The sequence below is a fragment of the Enterococcus sp. S22(2020) genome, from assembly GCF_020295385.1.
Classification (GTDB): domain Bacteria; phylum Bacillota; class Bacilli; order Lactobacillales; family Enterococcaceae; genus Enterococcus_L; species Enterococcus_L dunnyi.
In genome coordinates, this window is record NZ_JACFUD010000005.1 from 165160 (window position 1) to 181030 (window position 15871).

The window sequence follows — 15871 nt, forward strand, 5'->3', positions numbered from 1 at the left end:
AGTGAATGTATCAATGATTAAGTTTAGATCCGTCTTTAAAAATTATAAATTAAATAAAAAAACTGTACCTGTGCTAAAAGATATCCATTTAAGCTTAAATAAGCCGGGTCTCGTTTATCTGATCGGAGAGTCAGGTAGTGGTAAATCGACTTTGCTAAATATTATTGGCGGTCTAGATAAAATCGATCAAGGAGAGTATTTTCTATTTGGAGAAGATACAGCGATGCTTAGCGAAAAAAAATGGGCGGCTATTCGACAAAGTAGATTAGGAATCGTTTTTCAACAATACAATCTGATCGATCATTTAACTATTTTAGAAAATGTCAAACTAAGTTTGATGCTTGGAAAATATTCTGAAAAAGAGCAAATAGCTAAAGCCGAAGAATTATTGGAAAAAGTAGATATGTGGGATAAAAGAAACTATTTTCCCAACCAATTAAGCGGTGGGCAAAAACAACGGGTCGCAATTGCTCGTTCCTTAGCAAATGACCCGGAAGTACTTTTAGCAGATGAGCCGACAGGAGCATTAGATTCAGAAAATGCAGATAAAGTAATGCATCTTTTTAAAGAAATCTCAGAGCAAGGAAAGCTGGTCATCATTGTTACCCATTCACAAGACTACATGGAACTTGCAGATCAAGTTATTGAACTAGCAGATGGAGAAATCATACAAGGGTCACAGGCTGATTCTGAGCCACCTATGCAACTAACGAAAAAGAAATTGCTGCAAAAACGATTAAGTCTAGCGGCAGTTGTCAAAATGGCCTTCCGCAATATCAATAGCAAAAAGAGTAGAACATTTCTGACAGCTATGGGTGCTTCAGTAGGGATTATGTCTGTATTATTGATTGCTTTTTTTAGTCTGGGAATGAATAACTATATCGAAAATGAATTCAGCATCTATCAAACCAATAAATTATTGATGGTCAATAAAACAGGCTATAAATTACTTTCGGAGGAAAACAAAGAAAAGTTGTCAAAACAACCAGGAGTCAAAGAAGTAATAACAGATTATGTTTTTTCGGCAAGTTTGAAAAGTGGGGAAAATGTTAAAAGCATGAGTTTGTATACAGCATTAGATAAAAAGAATAGCTCTCTTTATAATAAGACGATTTTAAAATCTGGACAAATGCCTACGAAAAACGCAGAGATAGTGATCCCAGAAGAGACTGCAGATCAATTTTTTGGCAGCGCAGAAAAGGCTTTAGGAAAAGAAATCGAGTTAGTTACGCAGTTGGTTTCAAAAAGTGAAATGATGCCGACTTCTCAAAGAAAAGTAACGATCTCAGGTGTGACTCGAAAGAAAATTGTCGACTTATTGAATTTGGCATACGTATCTCATCCATTAGCTGAATCGTTGGTGAACGATTCTCCTTTAACAAAAAATCAAGCAACAGGTATGATTTTACTTTTTGATACAACGGCAGATAGCGAAAAGGCTAATAAAACACTAAAAAAAGAAGGCTATATTTCAGTCACACCAGATGAAGATACAGAGATGGGAAAACAATATATCACGATTCTTTTTGTCTTCTTAGGCTTAGTAGCCGGTATTTCATTAGTTGTAGCAGCTATTATGATTGCTATTGTCATCTATGTCAGTGTTATTGAACGTAGAAAAGAAATTGGTATATTGAAATCGATCGGTGCAGCTAGAAGTGATATCCGACGTCTCTTTGTAACTGAAGGAGCGATGATTAGCTTATTAGGTGGATGTGCAGGAGTGGTCTTGAGTTTAGTGATCGGCGTAGGTGCAAATCATGTATTAAAAAGCAAACTGAACTTTACGACAGCACTACTTGATTTTAATGGCGGAACGATTATTAGTATGTTGATTTTCAGTGTTATTTTAGGCATGATTGTTTCTTTTGTTCCTGCAAGAAAAGCTGCTAAAGCATCGATTGTTTCCGTTTTAAATAATCCATAGAGGTGAGAAAATGATCTATATAAAAAATATAACTAAAAGCTATCAACTGAAGGATGAAAATGTAACAGTTTTAAAAGATATATCTTTTGATATCACTACTGGGTTAACTTATATTATAGGAAAATCAGGTAGCGGCAAGTCGACCTTGCTGAATATTATTGGTGGAATCGACCAAGCGAGCGGCGGCCAAATCTATTATGATGAAGTAGATGTTTCCAGATATTCAGAGAAAGAATGGGCAGAGTTCCGAAAAAAGAATGTAGGATTTATTTTTCAATCCTTCAATCTCTTGGATCACCTGACTGCATTAGAAAATGTCGAAATCAGTTTGATGTTAGCCGGAGTAGAAAAGAAAAAAAGACGAGAAAAAGCCCAAGCTCTTTTAGAAAAGGTTCACATGGAAGAGTATAGCCGACACAGGCCTGGAGAATTAAGCGGTGGGCAAAAACAGCGTATCGCAATTGCACGGGCGTTAGCTAATGACCCGGAAGTAATATTAGCAGATGAGCCGACAGGTGCTTTAGATAGCAAAAATTCAGATGAAGTAATGACTGTTCTAAAAGAGATCAGTGAAGAGCTGGGGAAAACAGTTGTCGTTATTACTCATTCAGAAAAATATCGCTCTCTTGCTGATCAAATGATCCATTTAAAAGATGGAAGAATTGAAGAAATCAAACAGTCAAAAGTGACAACTGTTCATAATCAAAAAACAAACAATTCTTCTATTCGTGATTTTTCGCTTCTTTCTACACTTAAGCTGGCATGCAGCAATATGAAAAAGCGAAAAGCTCGAACCTTTATTACGGCATCAGGTGCGTCTGTTGGGATCTTTGGCATTTTGATGATTACGTTTTTAGTAGCTGGATTAACCAAGCAAATGAATTCTATTGCTTCAGATAGAGTGGGGGAAAATACATTAGTTGTTTCAAGTGAAGATAAGCAATTATCTCCTGTTTCTGACCGACAGAAATTAGCAAGACTTGACGATGTAGCTCTTGTTTATGAGACAAATCGTTTCCGTGCTCAATTAGACTATGATGGAAAGCAATTTCAAGCAGAGGCAATCAATATTGCACCTAAAGAAGAGGGGATTGCTGAAAACTATGTCGATTGGGGGAAAGCGCCATTGAATGCAGATGAGATTGCCCTTTCAAAATCCGTAGCAAAACAACTTTTTACGCAACCGACAGATGCGCTAAATAAAAAATTGATAGTGAAGACACAACTAATCACAGCTGACACAACAGCAGTTTATCCTGTGAAAAGTACTGAATTTACAGTCACGGGAATTTTTAAGAATGAAGATCAGCATCAGGCTAGTGTAGAAATGTCCTATGTTAGTGCCGAACAATTAATGCAAGGGGAAGAAGCAACCAAGAATTTGACGAATTATTTTACAATTGTTCCTCAAAACCTAAATAACGTAGATACATTAATAAAGCAAGTAAATGAAATGAACTATTCTTCCGACGATAATACATTGGCTTCGATGAAAAATTATTTAAACATTGCCAAAAGTATATTGATTGTACTCTCCTCTATTTCATTGATCGTTTCCACATTATTGATTTGTGTTGTTTTGTATATCAGTGTTGCAGAACGAACCAAAGAAATCGGCATTATGAAAGCATTAGGGGCAACCCCGATTAATGTTCAACGATTGTTTCTTGTTGAAGGTGGATTGATTGGATTGGCAGGTGGAACGCTAGGTTTAATTTCTGCATTGGGCATTTCTCAAGCCTTAAATACAGTGATTGAACATGCAGTTGAAGGAATCAAGTTCCATTTCTTTAGTTTTGATTTAGCGATTATCTTTATTTTATTAGTCTTTAGTATTGCTATTGGCGTGTTGGCAGCCTATTTCCCAGCAAGATCTGCAAGTAAAAAAGTTCCTTTAGAGGCATTGCGTTTTGAGTAATAGAGAAAGGAGGATCATCAATGGTTCAAGGTGTATTAGTTGATAACCAGAAAGAAACGATTTGGGTTCCGTTTAGTGAGCTTCTTTATATCCAAACAACAGAAAATTCGCATAAGTTAAAAGTGGTGGCTTTGAAAAATAGTTACTACATATACAGCTCATTGGATAAATTAGAAGTAGAATATCCTGCATTAATTAGATGCCACCGGACAACGCTAGTCAATCCTAAAGCAATCAAGGGGATCGACAAAAAGAAAAGAGAAGTCCAATTTTTTGAAAATCCCAAAGAAACATGTAATATTTCTAGACGAGTTTATCAAAATATGCGGCTTTTCTGGTTGGAATATTCATAAAAGAGAGTAGTAACAGATGAATCGAGAACAACTGAATAACAGTGATTCGTCTGTTATATGGAGAAATCTACAGAGTGCTGACCTAAGTTTTTCGTAACCAAAGGAATAGCTGGAACAGAAGCAAATTCTTCGGAAGTAGTCACTTCTGTTCTAGCCATAAATAAAAAAAGTAATGTTTTTCGGGTCTTTTGTTACAAAAAAAGCTGTTTAAGGTGGAAATCGAACCGTTTAGGGTATATAATTACTAAAAGATTTCCTTTCTTTTGTATAATTTAATTATCAAAAGGAGGGAGAAGCATGCATCATACACTATCATTATTTCTTCTCGAAAAGAAATTGAAAAGTCATCACTTTTTGTCACCTGAGGAATTGGCCTATGCAGTGTATAATTTAGAGGTTTTGTTGATCAATTTGGAGAAGGTAATGACGATTTATTTTTTTGCATTGATTTTTCAGAATATTTCCACAACAGTCATCGTTCATCTTTCTTATTTTTTTATCCGCATGTTTGCTGGTGGTTGGCATGCACAGTCATCTATTGGGTGTACGGTTATTTCAGTCGTGGGTTTTGTTTTTCTTCCAAAAATTGTACAGTCATTACCAATCAGTATCGAAAGTCCAGCGTTTATGCTATTTGCGATTGCTTTATTAGCAATTATTTGGAAATATGCTCCGGCAGGCACTGAGAAAAAAACGATCACTGACAGGTTTCAGCTCAGAAAGTTAAGATGGCAAGCTATGGCGGTAACCACTGTCTTATTGATTGTTGCCTATTTAAGTACATCCGCAGATTTACAGATTTTGATTCTATTAGGCTTAAGCATTGAAGCGATAACGATTCACCCATACTTTTATCAACTAATGAAAAGAGGTCAAAAGAATGATTAAAAATAAGCGTATCCAAAAATTGATAAAGAAATATTTGTTGAATACAACCTATGTCTGTCCCTTTTTTTTCTATGAACCGACTTATCCAGTTATAGAAACCAAAGAGAAAGCAAAATGATCACCTCACTAACACATTTGCTGTTACTAGTCGTTCAGCTATCGTCACTTACGCTAATTTATCAACAAGTCAGTAAAATCAAGCTATCGTACAAAGAAATTATTCTCCTTGTTGTATTGACTATCATGGTTTTATCGTTCATGAGCTATTTTTTCTATGTAGTGATCATTTTGTATTTTTATTTTTTAGGCATGCACCATCGTTTAAAGCAGAAAAAGAATCTAGCAGCTTTTTATAGTATTTATAGTGTGACAACTTTAACTGTAATTGGAAGTCTTACTCAGTTGTTGATCGATCGATTTTTTTCAACAAATCTCACAATTACTCTATTGCTGCAATTGACTCCTTTTTTTATCAATAGGCTGATGCTACGCGTTTTTGAAACCAATTTTGATTTTTTAGTAGAAAATTACGAGCGGGTCAATAAAAAAATTCTGCTCAATGTGAATGTCCTACTTTTTTTATTGTGTACATTTCAGTTTAGCGGTTACTTTTTTGAATTAAGAATGCAGGAGATCGAATTACTAAATATCCTAAAGACAATTGCTTTTTTTGTTATTATTCTTGTTCTGTTGTTTTACTTAAATATGAAAACACAATTACTCCAAAAAGAGCAACTTGAAGAACTAAAGGAAACGCAGCTAAATGATTTAACACAATATACGACACAAATCGAAGAACTTTATGGAGAGATTCGTAATATCCGTCATGACTATGTCAATATTATTGCCAGCTTAAAAATTGGGATCGAAGAAAATGATATGGAGCAGATAAAAGAAATCTATACAGAGGTTTTAAGTGAGGTAAATCGATCACTGCAAAATAATAAATATGATCTGATACAGCTAAGTAAAATCAAAATTCCAGCAGTGAAGGGGATCATTTCGGCTAAGTTGTTGACTGCACTTCAAGAAGGCTTGACAGTGAATGTGGAGATTCTAAATGAGATAGAAGAAGTTTACATAAATACATTAGATTTTATCCGTATTCTTTCAATTTTTCTAGACAATGCAATTGAGGCTGCTGGTGATACAGAAACGAAGCAATTAACGATTGGATTGATTCAAGAACAAACGAAGCAGATCATCATTGTCAATAATTCCACACAAGAAGGAGCAATTGATAAGCGGAAAATCTTTTCTAAAGGATACTCAACAAAAGGTTCAAAACGAGGACTAGGCTTGGCAATCGTCAAAGATATCTTAGCGAACTATCCAAATGCTTCATTGGAAACAGAATTTCAATCCAATCATTTTACTCAAACATTATCTATTCAGAAGGAAGGGATAACAGGATGAATATTTTTATACTGGAGGATGACTTATTTCAGCAGCAGTACTTAAAAAGAATGATTGAGCGCTTGGCTAAGCAGAATCTTTGGTCTTACGTAAAGCTTATCGCTACCTCTAAGCCGAAAGAACTACTGACAGAAATCGAGAACAGTCAGGTTAGTGCCAATATTTATTTTTTAGATATTGAAATAAAAGGAGAACAGCAAGCAGGATTGAAATTAGCGAAGCAAATCAGACAACTGGATCCTTTTGGTCAGTTGATTTTTGTCTCTACTCACTCTGAATTTTTACCGATCACCTTCAAATATAAATTAACAGCCTTAGATTTTATTGATAAAGGATTTAACGAAGAAGAATTTTCTAAACGAATAGAGGAATGTTTACAAATTGCCTTTACTAATAAAAATGAGTTGGTTGCTTCCGATGCGTTCGTTTTTAAAAATCAACATTCTGATTTTCAAGTTCCTTTTGCAGATATTCTATTTTTTGAAACAACAGAGATCACGCATAAAATACGACTGATCACTAAAAAAAAACATACTGAATTTTATGCTAATCTGCAGGAAATTGAAGCAATGGATCAGCGCTTTTACCGTTGCCATCGTTCTTATGTCCTTAATGTAGCAAATGTTCAGTCAGTGGATAGAGCAAACAAAATGGTGTCTTTTGATGCAGAAGAGCAGTGTATGATTGCTAGAAACAAGGTAAAGGTATTGGTGCATAAATTAGAAGAAGTTCGAGTAATACAGCGAAAAGAATGACAATATTGAGGGATTATGCGTCCTATTTTTTGTTTGATATTGGAGATAACTGTGAAAAAATAGCGTTACTGTTAGGGACGTCCAAAGTTGGAATGGATCAAACAGCAACGTTTTATTTGTTTGATTATAGACTACTTTTGTATCTGTTCATCCATTCGCAGCAAAAAAATTATGTGAGTGATATAAAATAGTATATTGAACAAGAAAAACAAGGGAACTTGCTTGATTACCAAAAAATAGATAAATACGAATCATGATCGATCTAAAAAAATAATGTTTTATATCGTAATCATTCGTAAATAAGTTTATAATAGATGGCAGTATAAAAATATCGGAGGGTTCTTACGTGAAGAAATTGGGGTTTGATCCACAAAAGTATATTGAAGAGCAGTCAAAGTATATTCTTGAAAGAGTCGATCACTATGACAAGTTATACTTGGAATTCGGTGGTAAGCTGATTGGTGATATGCATGCGAAACGTGTGTTACCAGGATTTGATGCGGATGCGAAAATCAAGCTGCTGCAAAAATTAAAAGATCAGGCGGAGATTTTGATTTGTGTTTATGCAGGTGATATCGAGCGGAATAAGATTCGTGGGGATTATGGGATCACATACGATATGGATATTTTACGCCAAATCGATGAATTGAAAGAATATGGCTTAGCTGTCAATAGTGTTGTGATCACACGCTACAGTGGACAACCTTCCACAAAAATGTTTATCAACAAGCTGGAAAGAAGAGACATCAAGGTCTATAAACATTCAGCAATTGAAGATTATCCATCAAATCTTGAAAAAATCGTCAGCGAAGAAGGATTTGGGAAAAATGAGTACATTCCGACAACTAAACCAATCGTGGTCGTCACAGCCCCAGGACCTGGCAGTGGAAAATTAGCCACTTGTCTGAATCAACTGTATCATGAAAGCCGTAATGGCAAAACGGCTGGTTACTCAAAATTTGAAACCTTCCCTGTATGGAATGTCCCGTTGAAGCATCCGTTAAACATTGCTTATGAAGCTGCGACCGTCGATTTAAAAGATGTCAATATGATCGATTCTTTCCATTTCGATAAATACCAGCAAGTGGCAGTCAACTATAATCGCGATATTGAAACGTTCCCTGTGATCAAACGAATCATTGAAAAAATCACTGGGGAAGAATCGATCTATCAATCGCCAACAGATATGGGCGTGAATCGTGTCGGCTTTGGTATCATTGATGATGAAGTCGTGAAAGAAGCCTCTAAACAAGAGATCATTCGTCGCTGTTTTGCCACAGAATGTGATTTCAAAAAAGGCTTGATCGACGAAGAAACAGTCAATCGCATCAAATTGATCATGGAAGAAGTCGAGTTGAAAAAAGAGGACCGCAAGGCAGTCCTTCCTGCTAGAGAGTACTCAGAACAATTAAGAGAACAAACCCAAAGTAATGATACACCGGCAGTCATTGCCTTTGAACTTGCAGATGGTCGTATCGTCACCGGAAGAACAAGCAATTTGATGGATTCCTGTTCGTCAGCTATCTTAAATTCAATCAAGATGTTAGCGAATATTTCGGATGAAATTTTATTACTATCGCCTGTCATTCTGGAAACGATCCAAACAATGAAACGTAAAGACCTACACAGCAAGATTACTGCTTTAAAAGCGAATGAAATCTTGATTGCTTTAGCGATCAGTGCAGTGACTAATCCAACAGCGCAACTAGCCTATGATAAGTTATCTGAGTTAAATGGTGTACAAGCTCATTCAACTGTGATGTTGAGCAAAAATGATGAGCAAACTCTGCGAGAGTTAGGTTTGGATATCACGAGCGATGCGGTTTATCCGTCAGAGAATTTGTATTATATTTAAGCTGGAGTAGATGATACATGCATGATTAAAAGTGTTATCCTGAGTTAAACTAGATAGTTGATAAAGAAGCAAGTAGCTGGAAAATCAGCTGCTTGCTTTAATCGTTTGACTAAGATTTCCAATATATAAAACAAGTGCGTGCGATCCAATACTCTTTGATATTTAGGAATCGCTTTGTTAAAATGTGAGTAATTAAACACATTTAGTAAGGGGAGCTAAGATGACTACTATTTTTTCTTCAAAGGATCAGCTATTATCATTTTTACTATTATTTAGTCTAGTTCTACTTCTTTTAGCACTTTTGACAGATAAATCAAATGGTTTATTTTTGGCTAGAAATCCTTTTGATAGGAAAAGCTACGAACAGACACCAGAAAATGAAGGTGAAAGAAAAACTGGAATGTTATTTGTGAAATGGACCTATCAAATGGTTTTTCTACTTGTGCCATTGTTTTTACTTTTTTACAGTATTATAATAGTTAAAATTTTAGGAATCATCTTGGTCATAGCCAATTTGGTGTATCGAAATAGCAGGAAAAATAGTCCTAGGAGCAAATAACGTTATTTTTGTTTTCTTCCCACTTTTTCTTGATAAAAATTGGACGAATACTCTCTCTAAGTGTTAAAGTTAAATTCAAAAATAAGTAAGGAGTAAAAGCGATCTTGAAAAAAATAACGATTCGAGATGTTGCAAAATTAGCGAATGTCTCGGTAAGCAGTGTCTCTCACGTATTCAATCATTACGATGATATTAGCGAAGAGACGAAAAGAAAAGTATATGATGCAGCGAAAAAATTAGGGTATGTTCCCAATTCAGCAGCTCGTAGTTTATCAAGTAAGCAGTTAAAAACTGTTGCATTGATTTTGAATGATATCAATGTGATTGCAAGAGGCGTAGCGATGCCTTTAGAAATCATTTCAGGTGTCAGTGATTATCTTGACGATACTGAGTATGAGTTTGTTTTTTACTCAACAAATTTGAAGAAGCAAAAGGAAAAAACGCTAAGACAGTTTTGCAATGAGCATAATATTTCAGGAGTGATCATACAGGGATTACGGACGACAGATCCTTATTATGAAGAGCTCAAAAATTTTGACCTTCCAGTGGTGGCGATCGATTTACATATCGATAACGAGTCGATCGGGATCGTTAGTGTAGATAATAAATTGGCAACGTATGAAATGACTAACGTTCTTCTTGAAAAAGGATATCAGAATATCTTGTTTATGAACGGTGATCCCAAAGCATCTGTCTCTCATGAACGTGAAGCGGGATACAGAGAAGCGATGGCAAATCCTTCTGTTGTGTATGCTGATTATAGTGAAAAAAAAGCTTTTGATCTAGTCATTGAGTTATTTGATTCAAACAAATTACTAGACTACCAAGCTATTTTTGCGGCAAGTGATTTAATGGCAATTGGCTGCTTGAAAGCCTTAAAAGAGTTGAAGCTGATCGATCAGCTTGCGTTGGTAGGATTTGATGATATTACCTTAGCCTCTTATACGACACCAACATTGACTACTGTTCGTCAAGATATCTTAAAAATCGCGCAAGTTGCTGCTGAAAATGTGATTGAACATATTGAAACAGGCAAAGCAAAGCATTCATTTGTAGAGTTTGAACTGATCGAAAGAGAAAGTGCCAAAATTTTTTAAAAAGGGTTGACATTGGAAGCGTTTCAAAATATAATCCGAATATACCTAAAACGTTTTAGGAGAGTGGATGATGAAGTTATTGATTTTTATTCAAAGGATTTTGGCTGCTTTGATCGATTTGATCGTGGTCTATATACCCGTCTATTTTATGGTTGCGGTCATGGTGAAAGGCTTCTTTACCCCTGGGATTTTAAGTGCTGCACTTTTTGTGATTTATAATGTTTTAGCGATCCATTCCTTTCAGGGACAAACGATTGGAAAGTATTTTGCCAAAATCGAGGTGAAGGATGTCGGAAGAAGTATCATGGATGATAGCATCCGTGAGGCTGTAAAGATCCTGTATTTTTTACCATTCGTGGGATTTGTCACAGGACTTCTCAGTCTTGGCTGTTATTTGATAAGCGGACGCTTCTTACATGATGTCATTGGGAAAAGTGAGGTGGTTGTCCATGGCTGATGTAGCTACATTTTCACTGCTTATACCATTTATTGTCACGATCATTAGCGCCTATCTTATTGCCTGGTTTTACCGAAATGATTATGATCCTAAAAAAATGTTGATCGCCTATCTAGTGTATCTTTTCCCTTTAGTTATTTTAGGATATTTTTTACGGTTGGGATTGATATTGAGTCTTGCTATTTATGTATTTGGAGGCATAATTACCATTTTTCGAAATAGCACATATTTTAATCAATAATTTTTTTACACATTTACTAAAACGTTTTAGAAAAAAAGAAAAGGAGTTTAAAAATGTTTAAAGCAGTCTTGTTTGATTTAGATGGTGTAATTACGGACACAGCAGAATATCATTTCTTAGCTTGGAAAAAATTAGGGGATGAATTAGGAATTTCGATCGATAGAGAATTCAATGAGCAGCTGAAAGGCGTTTCTAGAACGGAGTCTTTACAGCGGATCTTAGCATCGGGCGGTAGAGAACATGACTTTTCAGCAGAAGAATTCGAAGCTTTAGCAAAACGGAAAAACGATAATTATGTCGAAATGATTCAAGACGTCTCCTCAAAAGATGTTTATCCTGGCATCTTGGAGCTGCTTCAAGAATTAAAAGAGCATGGGCTAAAGATTGCATTGGCTTCAGCATCAAAAAATGGGCCGCTTCTTTTAGAAAAAATGACATTGACGGACTATTTTGATGTGATTGCTGATCCGGCGAAAGTTGCTGAGGGAAAACCAGCACCAGATATTTTTCTAGCAGCTGCAGCCGGAGTAGGAGTAAACGCTGATGAGGCGATCGGCATAGAAGACGCTCAGGCAGGAATTCAAGCGATAAAAGCTGCAGGCGCCTTGCCAATTGGTGTAGGAGAGTCGGATGTATTAGGAAATGATATATCAGTAGTCAAAGATACTAGCGAACTAACGCTAGATTATTTAAAAAAAGTATGGAATAAACGATAGGAAGAGGGACAGAATTTGACGAAAATGAATTATACTCGAGATAATCTTTGGCAAATCGAAGAGGTCGGCTTTGACAGCCGTTATTTAGGGAAGACAGAAAGTATCATGGCATTAGGAAATGGCTACCTTGGCAGCCGAAGTGCAACCGAGGAACGTTATCCAACGGAGCAAAGAGATACTTTTGTAGCTGGGACATTCAATAAGTTTGCGGAAAATGAAGTGAGTGAATTACCAAATGTCCCTGATTTGTGGTGGATGGATTTCATCATTAACGGAGAACATTTTTCATTAGAAAAAGGGATAGTTAGTCACTTTAGTAAACGGTTGAATTTGAAAAACGGTGAGCTGATTCGCGAGTTTGATTGGGCATTTGGTACAATAGAGCTGCACTTTATATTTCGCAGATTTGTTTCTAAAAAACGTCGGCATTACTTATCGAGTTTTGTAACAGTAGAAAATTTAACAGAAGCAGCTGTAAATATACAGATCCGTTCGGGTATCGATGGGCAAGTAACGAACAACGGTAGCCAGCATTTTTATGAAGGAGAAAAAGGATTAGTTGGTGGAAAATATATCCAGATGATGCCTCAAACAAACGAAAGTCAAATCGATTTTGTTTTTACAGCGGGACATAGAATCAAAGCCGAAAATGTTAGAGAGCGTATCGAGATGGGACGCCGACAAATTTTTATGAATTACTTCTTTGATCTTCCCGCCAAAGGAACAGTAGCGATCGAAAAAAGAATGAGCATCTACACATCGATCGATAATGACCATTCCGATCGTGAGGTCACAGCAATCCGGCAAAGAGCCATTACTGAAATGGAAGCGCTTGAGGATATTTCTTTCGATGAGTTATTACAAGAATCGGCTGAAAAATGGAACGAGATGTGGCAAAAGCATCCAATAGAGATCGACACAGAGAATTTTGAAGATCAACTAGCTATTCATTTTGCAAAATATCACCTACACATCATGACACCGGCGCATGATGAACGTATGAATATTGGCGCAAAAGGGTTAAGTGGGGAAGGATATAAAGGGCATACGTTCTGGGATACAGAGGTGTTTATGCTGCCGTACTTCAATTTTACTCATCCGGATATCGCCAAAAGCTTAGTGACATATCGTTATCTAGGACTAGATGGTGCGCACAAAAAAGCAACATCGAATGGGTATGAAGGTGCTCAGTATCCTTGGGAAGCAGCGAACCCTTCAGATGGAGAAGTAACACCTGTTTGGGGAGCGGCAGATATCGTCACCGGACAATCAACAAAAATCTGGTCGGGCTTCATTGAACAACATATCACCAGTGATGTAGCGTTTGGTGTAAAACAATATATCGATGTAACTGGGGATAAAGAATTTGCAGAGCAAAAAGCGTATGAAATTTTATTTGACACAGCCAAATTTTGGGGAAGCCGCCTAGAATATAATGCAGAAAACGATTATTATGAAATCAAAGATGTCATCGGACCAGATGAATACAAAGAGCATATAAACAATAACGCTTATACGAATTATACTGCACATTGGAATGTCACATATGCCTTGGCGCTAGCGAAAGAACTTAAGTGCTCACAACCTGAGCTATTCGATCATTTGAATGAAAAATTAGGACTGGATGCTGTATTGGACTCTTTGGCGGAAAAAGTCGACAAAATATTCCTACCACAGCCTACAGAAGAAGGAATCATTCCACAAGATGATTCATATTTAGGGAAAAAGACGATCGATCTGACAAAATATAAATCTGCTGATAGCGTAGATGGGCTATTCCATGATTACAACTTGGAACAAGTGAATCAAATGCAGATCACCAAACAAGCGGATGTGCTATTGCTTTTATATCTATTTGAAGGATTGTTCCCGCATGAAATGAAATTGAAAAACTTTGAATATTATGAACCAAGAACCACGCATGATAGTTCCTTGAGCTTATCGACCCATGCCATTCTTTCGGCAGATCTTGGAAAACTTGATGAATCCTATGAATTCTTTAAAAAAGCCAGAAATATCGATATGGGGGAATACATGAAATCCTCTGATGATGGTATTCATGCAGCTAGCCTTGGTGGAATTTGGCAAATGATCGTATTTGGTTATGGGGGCGTACGTATGATCGATGGTCAGTTACGGATCGAGCCGCATTTGCCAAAAGCATGGAAACGATTGACTTATGGATTTGATTATCATGGAGAATCGATCGATGTGGTTGTGACAAAAGAAAGTGTGGAATTGACTAAAGAGGATAACGGAAACAATGTGATGTTTGTTTCGAATGGAGAAACATACTCATTAAAAAATAAGCTGCTAATTACATTGGAGGAAGTTTAAATGAAGAATTGGAAAAAAGCTTTAACAGTCGGAGTGTTAGCCTTAGCATCGATTACGATGGTCGCTTGTGGAAATAAGTCAGATAACGGCGCAGATGAGACAGACTTTAAAGGGAAAACCTTAAAAGTAGGTGTTTGGGGTGGAAATGAGTCGGAAGAAAAGACATTGAAATCTATCGTAGCTGATTTTGAAAAAGAAACAGGTGCAACGATCGAGTTAAAAACATATACAGACTACAATACACAAATACAAACAGACTTGATCGGTAAGACAGCACCGGATGTTTTTTATGTAGATTCCTCTTACTTCCCATTTTTAGCGAGTAAAGGCGCGCTTGCTCCTTTAGATGAAAAAGCATTTTCTTCGGATGATTATTATGCTAATTTGACAAAGGCCTTTACAGAGGATGGAAAGTTATACGCTATTCCTAAAGACTTCTCTACTTTAGCGTTGTACAAGAATACCAAGATGTTTGAAGAAGTTGGTGTTGACCCTGAGTCAGTACCGCAGTCCTATGAAGAATTAGTGACATGGCTGCCGGAATTTCAAGAAAAATTAGATGCCAAATATGGTAAAGGAAAAGTCAAAGCGATGAGCTATACAGATGAACTGTCACGCTCATATCACTTGGCTGCACGTGATGGAGCAAAACCCATAAAAGAAGATGGTAAACCAGATTTAGAAAATGCCAAGGTCGTAGATAACCTTTCGATCCTGAAAAAATTGATCGATACCAAAGCGGTTGCAACACCTCAAGAATTAGGTGCAGGCTGGAATGGAGAAGCTTTCGGAACTGGAAAAATCGCGATGATGGATGAAGGAAACTGGGTGTATCAAACCTTGAAAGAGGAATTTAGTGACATTCCATTTTCAGTTTCGCCAATGCCGACATATAAAGACAAAGAAGGAAGTATGATGTTTACTGTTGGTTGGGGAAAATATGCAGGGACAAAAAGTTCAGCTTTAGCAGATGAGTGGATCAAGTTTGCTACCGGCAAAGAAGCGATGACCAAATGGGTCAATGGAACAGGAACGCTGCCGACACGGGAAGATGTAGCGACTACAGCTGAAATCAGTAAAAATGAAGATCTAAAAATACATTTAAATGCGGTCGACTACTCAACCGTTTGGCAAAAAGGAACAAGTCTTGCAACGATCAATAAAGCCTATCAAAACTACTGGCCTGAAGTGGCTTCTGGTAAAACAAGTTTAGAAGATGCAATGAAAAAGGCGGATAAACAAGCAATCGATGATATAGAAAAAGCGGAATAATTGAATGAGGTTGGGACAGAAGTATTTTACTCTGAAAAGTAAGAAGGAGCTACTTCTGCTCCCGCCGTTTATTCAGTTAG

At 36.6% G+C, this 15871-nt stretch carries 14 protein-coding genes; all 14 read left to right on the forward strand.

The features are described from left to right. Positions 1 to 13: 13 nt before the first annotated feature. The 14 genes from H3T55_RS11830 to H3T55_RS11895 all read left to right on the forward strand — a co-directional run bounded on the left by H3T55_RS11830 (position 14) and on the right by H3T55_RS11895 (position 15791). Entirely contained in the window at positions 14 to 1927 is a 1914-nt protein-coding gene (locus H3T55_RS11830; RefSeq protein WP_225534638.1) for an ATP-binding cassette domain-containing protein, read from the forward strand. Positions 1928 to 1937: 10 nt separating this feature from the next. Then, positions 1938 to 3845: an ATP-binding cassette domain-containing protein gene (locus H3T55_RS11835; RefSeq protein WP_225534639.1), complete on the forward strand. Its 1908-nt coding sequence runs from the start codon at positions 1938 to 1940 to the stop codon at positions 3843 to 3845. A gap of 20 nt (positions 3846 to 3865) precedes the next feature. Then, a complete protein-coding gene (locus H3T55_RS11840) occupies positions 3866 to 4198 on the forward strand; it encodes a LytTR family DNA-binding domain-containing protein (RefSeq protein ID WP_225534640.1) in 333 nt (110 codons plus the stop codon). Positions 4199 to 4495: 297 nt separating this feature from the next. Then, a complete protein-coding gene (locus H3T55_RS11845; RefSeq protein WP_225534641.1) occupies positions 4496 to 5086 on the forward strand; it encodes an accessory gene regulator ArgB-like protein in 591 nt (196 codons plus the stop codon). A gap of 114 nt (positions 5087 to 5200) precedes the next feature. Next, complete coding sequence (locus H3T55_RS11850; protein ID WP_225534642.1) at positions 5201 to 6502, forward strand: sensor histidine kinase; 1302 nt, start codon at positions 5201 to 5203, stop codon at positions 6500 to 6502. Further along, positions 6499 to 7257, forward strand: a complete 759-nt coding sequence (locus H3T55_RS11855) for a LytR/AlgR family response regulator transcription factor (RefSeq protein WP_225534643.1) — start codon at positions 6499 to 6501, stop codon at positions 7255 to 7257. The genes H3T55_RS11850 and H3T55_RS11855 overlap by 4 nt, the downstream gene beginning before the upstream one ends. 346 nt (positions 7258 to 7603) lie before the next feature. Beyond that, entirely contained in the window at positions 7604 to 9112 is a 1509-nt protein-coding gene (locus tag H3T55_RS11860; RefSeq protein WP_225534644.1) for a DUF1846 domain-containing protein, read from the forward strand. Between the two features lie 220 nt (positions 9113 to 9332). After that, positions 9333 to 9671, forward strand: a complete 339-nt coding sequence (locus tag H3T55_RS11865; protein ID WP_225534645.1) for a hypothetical protein — start codon at positions 9333 to 9335, stop codon at positions 9669 to 9671. Between the two features lie 104 nt (positions 9672 to 9775). After that, complete coding sequence (locus H3T55_RS11870; RefSeq protein ID WP_225534646.1) at positions 9776 to 10768, forward strand: LacI family DNA-binding transcriptional regulator; 993 nt, start codon at positions 9776 to 9778, stop codon at positions 10766 to 10768. 70 nt (positions 10769 to 10838) lie between these two features. Beyond that, positions 10839 to 11225, forward strand: coding sequence for an RDD family protein (locus H3T55_RS11875; protein WP_176372889.1), 387 nt, complete (start codon positions 10839 to 10841; stop codon positions 11223 to 11225). After that, complete coding sequence (locus tag H3T55_RS11880) at positions 11218 to 11466, forward strand: hypothetical protein (RefSeq protein WP_225534647.1); 249 nt, start codon at positions 11218 to 11220, stop codon at positions 11464 to 11466. Before H3T55_RS11875 ends, H3T55_RS11880 begins: the two co-directional genes overlap by 8 nt. Before the next feature lie 53 nt (positions 11467 to 11519). Further along, positions 11520 to 12182 carry a beta-phosphoglucomutase gene (gene pgmB, locus H3T55_RS11885; RefSeq protein WP_225534648.1) on the forward strand — a complete coding sequence of 221 codons (663 nt, stop codon included), beginning with the start codon at positions 11520 to 11522 and terminating at the stop codon, positions 12180 to 12182. A 24-nt stretch (positions 12183 to 12206) separates the two neighbouring features. Next, positions 12207 to 14519 (forward strand): glycoside hydrolase family 65 protein, encoded by a 2313-nt coding sequence (locus tag H3T55_RS11890; protein WP_225534743.1) that lies wholly within the window; start codon positions 12207 to 12209, stop codon positions 14517 to 14519. Continuing rightward, positions 14520 to 15791 carry an extracellular solute-binding protein gene (locus tag H3T55_RS11895; protein ID WP_087641944.1) on the forward strand — a complete coding sequence of 424 codons (1272 nt, stop codon included), beginning with the start codon at positions 14520 to 14522 and terminating at the stop codon, positions 15789 to 15791. Positions 15792 to 15871 lie beyond the last annotated feature (80 nt).